The sequence below is a fragment of the Aneurinibacillus sp. UBA3580 genome (genome assembly GCF_002375825.1).
Taxonomy (GTDB): Bacteria; Bacillota; Bacilli; order Aneurinibacillales; family Aneurinibacillaceae; genus Aneurinibacillus; species Aneurinibacillus danicus.
In genome coordinates this window covers 1-3811 of record NZ_DFMZ01000098.1, presented here as the reverse complement: position 1 = coordinate 3811, position 3811 = coordinate 1, and the positions used below count along the sequence as shown (strand labels likewise).

General features: G+C 54.5%; 4 protein-coding genes. All 4 read left to right on the top strand.

The genetic code is table 11. The features are described from left to right. Window positions 1-88: 88 nt before the first annotated feature. The 4 genes from ribD (at window position 89) to ribE (B2899_RS14295) (ending at window position 3640) form a co-directional block, all read left to right on the top strand. Window positions 89-1180, top strand: coding sequence for a bifunctional diaminohydroxyphosphoribosylaminopyrimidine deaminase/5-amino-6-(5-phosphoribosylamino)uracil reductase RibD (gene ribD, locus B2899_RS14310; protein WP_146809102.1), 1092 nt, complete (start codon window positions 89-91; stop codon window positions 1178-1180). A 5-nt stretch (window positions 1181-1185) separates the two neighbouring features. Next, window positions 1186-1839, top strand: a complete 654-nt coding sequence (gene ribE / locus B2899_RS14305; RefSeq protein ID WP_146809101.1) for a riboflavin synthase — start codon at window positions 1186-1188, stop codon at window positions 1837-1839. Window positions 1840-1862: 23 nt separating this feature from the next. Beyond that, window positions 1863-3056: a bifunctional 3,4-dihydroxy-2-butanone-4-phosphate synthase/GTP cyclohydrolase II gene (locus B2899_RS14300; RefSeq protein WP_146809100.1), complete on the top strand. Its 1194-nt coding sequence runs from the start codon at window positions 1863-1865 to the stop codon at window positions 3054-3056. A gap of 116 nt (window positions 3057-3172) precedes the next feature. Next, a complete protein-coding gene (gene ribE / locus B2899_RS14295; RefSeq protein ID WP_146809099.1) occupies window positions 3173-3640 on the top strand; it encodes a 6,7-dimethyl-8-ribityllumazine synthase in 468 nt (155 codons plus the stop codon). Window positions 3641-3811 lie beyond the last annotated feature (171 nt).

The window sequence follows — 3811 nt, the reverse complement described above, 5'->3', positions numbered from 1 at the left end:
TTCCCACGATTTTCATGTCGGGGGTGCGGCTGAGATGCCATGGTCGTTTTCTGCATTAAACATAACTTACATTTACGGAGGGAGCGGAATGGAACACAGGGAGTATATGGAGCTGGCGCTGCGGCTCGCCGAAGCGGCCCGCGGCCAGACAAGCCCAAATCCGGCTGTCGGCTGTGTCCTTGTCAAAGACGGGCGGATTGTCGGTATGGGCAGCCATCTCAAGGCCGGAGAAGCGCACGCGGAAGTGCAGGCGCTTCGCATGGCCGGTGAGGCGGCACGAGGAGCGACCGCCTATGTAACACTTGAGCCCTGCAGCCATCATGGTCGTACGCCACCCTGTGCGGATACACTGATTAAGCATGGGATTGAAAGCGCAGTGGTGGCGATGCTGGACCCGAACCCCCTGGTAGCGGGACGCGGCGTCGCGCGGCTTGAAGAAGCGGGGATTGAAGTGCTAACGGGCGTATGTGAGGCGGAGGCGAAGCGGCTGAACGAAGTATTTATTAAATACATTACGACGCGTAAGCCATTCGTGACGGTCAAAACGGCAATGACGCTTGACGGCAAAGTGGCGACGTATGCCGGCAGCAGCCGCTGGATTACCGGTGAAGAAGCGCGGCTGGAAGTGCATCGGATGCGTCATGAGCATGATGCCATTCTGGTGGGCGTCAATACGGTGCTGACCGATGACCCGCAGTTGACGACGCGCCTGGCGCTGGGCGGCAAGAATCCCATACGTGTCATTGTTGATACGACGCTGCGCATTCGGTTGGATGCGAAGGTGCTGACGGACGGTGAAGCACCGACGTGGATTTTTACTACTGAGCGTGCAGATCCGCTGAAATGGGAGCGGCTCGAAGAGATGGGCGTTCGTGTATTTTCGACGGGGAACGAGGCACAGGTGGATATCGACCGTCTGCTTACGCTGCTTGGGGCTCAGGAGATTGCATCGCTGCTGGTAGAGGGAGGCAGCCAGATCAACAGCGCGTTCCTGCATGCGCAGGCCATTGATAAGGTTGTCTCTTATGTTGCCCCGAAGCTGGTTGCAGGACAAGGAGCACCTACTCCGTTTGGCGGTCTGGGCATTCAAGAGATGAACGATGCCGTCTCGCTTGTGGACGTTTCATTCGAGAAGATTGGCGACGATATCAAAATTACCGGCTATCCGGTGTGGGGGTGAATGTCGTGTTTACCGGAATTATTGAAGAAATCGGCACTATTCGGTCGATCAAACGCGGAAATGCGTCCGCGGTGCTTGAGATTGCGGCAGACAAAGTACTGACCGATGTCCAATTAGGCGACAGCATTGCCGTAAACGGCATTTGTTTGACGGTCACCGAATTTTCCACCCGGCATTTTACGGTGGACGTGATGCCGGAAACGCTTGCGAAGACGAGTCTGGCCTCACTCGGTCCCGGATCGCCTGTAAACCTGGAGCGGGCGATGGCGGCGGGCGATCGGTTCGGCGGCCATTTCGTATCAGGGCATGTAGATGGTACGGGCGTCATTGTAGACAAGCGGCCATACGGCAACGCGGTGTTATATGAGGTAGAGGCGGAGGATGGGCTGCTGCGCTATATCATTCCGAAAGGGTCCATCTCGATTGACGGCATTAGCCTGACGGTGGTGGATGTGACGGAAACCAGTTTTTCCGTCTCCATCATTCCGCACACGCTGGCCGAGACGGTGCTGCAGTATAAAGAAAAGGGCGATCGGGTCAATCTGGAATGCGATATGATCGGCAAATACATTGAGCGAATCCTCACCTGGCGTGAGCGGAAAGCACGCCCTTCATCTCTAACGGAAAGTTTTCTTGCCGAGCACGGATTTCTCGAATAAGCCAAGATAAGGAGTGGGGACTTATGTTTCATTCAATCGAAGAAGCGATGCTTGATTTACAGCAGGGCAAACCGATTATTGTAGTGGATGACGAAGACCGCGAGAATGAGGGTGACTTCATTGCGCTGGCGGAGAAAACGGATGCGGCAATGATTAATTTCATGGTCACGCATGGACGCGGTCTGGTGTGCGTGCCGATTACGGAAGAGCGCGCAGCGGAGCTTAACCTTGCGCCGATGGTGGACCGCAATACCGATCTGCATGGAACGGCGTTTACCGTCTCGATCGACGAAGCGACGACAACGACCGGGATCTCCGCTTTTGAGCGGGCACAGACCGTACAGGCGATGCTGAATCCGGCGAGCGGGCCCGCGGATTTTCGGCGCCCGGGCCATATCTTTCCGTTGATAGCCCGCAAAGGAGGCGTGCTGCGCCGCGCCGGCCATACGGAAGCGGCCGTTGATCTGGCCCGCCTGTGCGGAAGCTATCCGGCCGGAGTCATCTGCGAGATTATGAACGAAGACGGATCGATGGCACGTGTGCCGGATTTGGTACAAATTGCCGAAAAACATGACTTAAAGATGATTACGATTGAGGAATTGATTCGCTACCGCACCCGTCACGACAAGCTGGTGAAGCGGGAGGTCGAAGTGGAGCTTCCAACGGAATATGGCCGTTTCCGCATGGTGGCCTATACGAACGAAACGGATGGTAAAGAACACGTAGCGCTAGTAAAAGGGGAATTAAACCCGGATATTCCGACGCTCGTGCGCGTGCATTCCGAGTGTCTGACCGGCGATGTGTTCGGCTCGTGCCGCTGCGATTGCGGACCGCAGCTGCATACGGCACTCAGACAAATCGAGGAAGCGGGTCAGGGTGTGATCTTGTATATGCGCCAGGAAGGACGGGGCATTGGCCTCATTAATAAGCTGAAAGCGTACAAGCTGCAGGAAGCGGGGCTTGATACGGTAGAGGCGAACGAGAAGCTCGGGTTTGCGGCCGACCTGCGCGAATACGGCATCGGTGCGCAAATTCTTGCCGATTTGGGCGTCGGCAAGATTCGTCTCTTGACGAATAACCCGCGTAAGATTAAAGGCATCGAAGGCTATGGCCTGCATGTCGTCGAGCGGGTGGCGCTGCAGGTGGAAGCGGTGGCGGACAATGAGCGATATTTGCGCACTAAAAAAAGCAAGCTGGGACATTTACTGAATTTATAGGCTGGAGATACACGAATGCCAACGGTTATCCATATTTCCATCTTTCTTGCTTTTTTCTAAACGTCAAACCACGCTGGATGTATAAATAAAAAATGATAAGATTTGGAGGAAATATCATGGCAAAAGTATACGAAGGAAATCTGGTAGGTACAGGACTAAAGATTGGGATTGTAGTCGGACGCTTTAATGAGTTCATCACAAGCAAGTTACTGGGCGGCGCGCTGGACGCGCTCAAGCGCCATGGCGTAGAAGAAGATAATGTAGAAGTAGCCTGGGTGCCGGGAGCATTTGAAATTCCGCTTATCGTTAAAAAGATGGCCGAATCCGGTAAGTATGATGCGGTCATTGCGCTTGGAACCGTCATCCGCGGTTCTACGCCGCACTTTGACTACGTGTGCAACGAGGCGGCGAAAGGGATCGCGTCCATCGGACTGTCCACCGGAGTCCCGTCAATCTTCGGCGTACTGACGACCGACACGATTGAACAGGCAATCGAGCGCGCGGGCACGAAGGCGGGCAACAAAGGTTGGGAAGCGGCCGCGTCGGCGATTGAGATGGCCAATCTGACCAAAACATTCGAATAAGCTTTAAAAAATCGCAGTCTCTCCTCTCTACTTCGCCTTGCGGGGTAGAGTTTTTCTTTTTGTACGGAAATCGTCGAAGCCCCGGAATTGCTCAGTTTACGGGCATATGGTAGAATGAGTTGCGGCATTTTTATAAAAAACCAACATAGCTTTTCAGCCACAACCCCGACA

Bases quoted from the DNA above. Each gene is read 5' to 3' on its own strand.
- ribD (WP_146809102.1), top strand. From the start codon at position 89: ATGGAACACAGGGAGTATATGGAGCTGGCGCTGCGGCTCGCCGAAGCG.
- B2899_RS14300 (WP_146809100.1), top strand. From the start codon at position 1,863: ATGTTTCATTCAATCGAAGAAGCGATGCTTGATTTACAGCAGGGCAAA.
- ribE (WP_146809099.1), top strand. From the start codon at position 3,173: ATGGCAAAAGTATACGAAGGAAATCTGGTAGGTACAGGACTAAAGATT.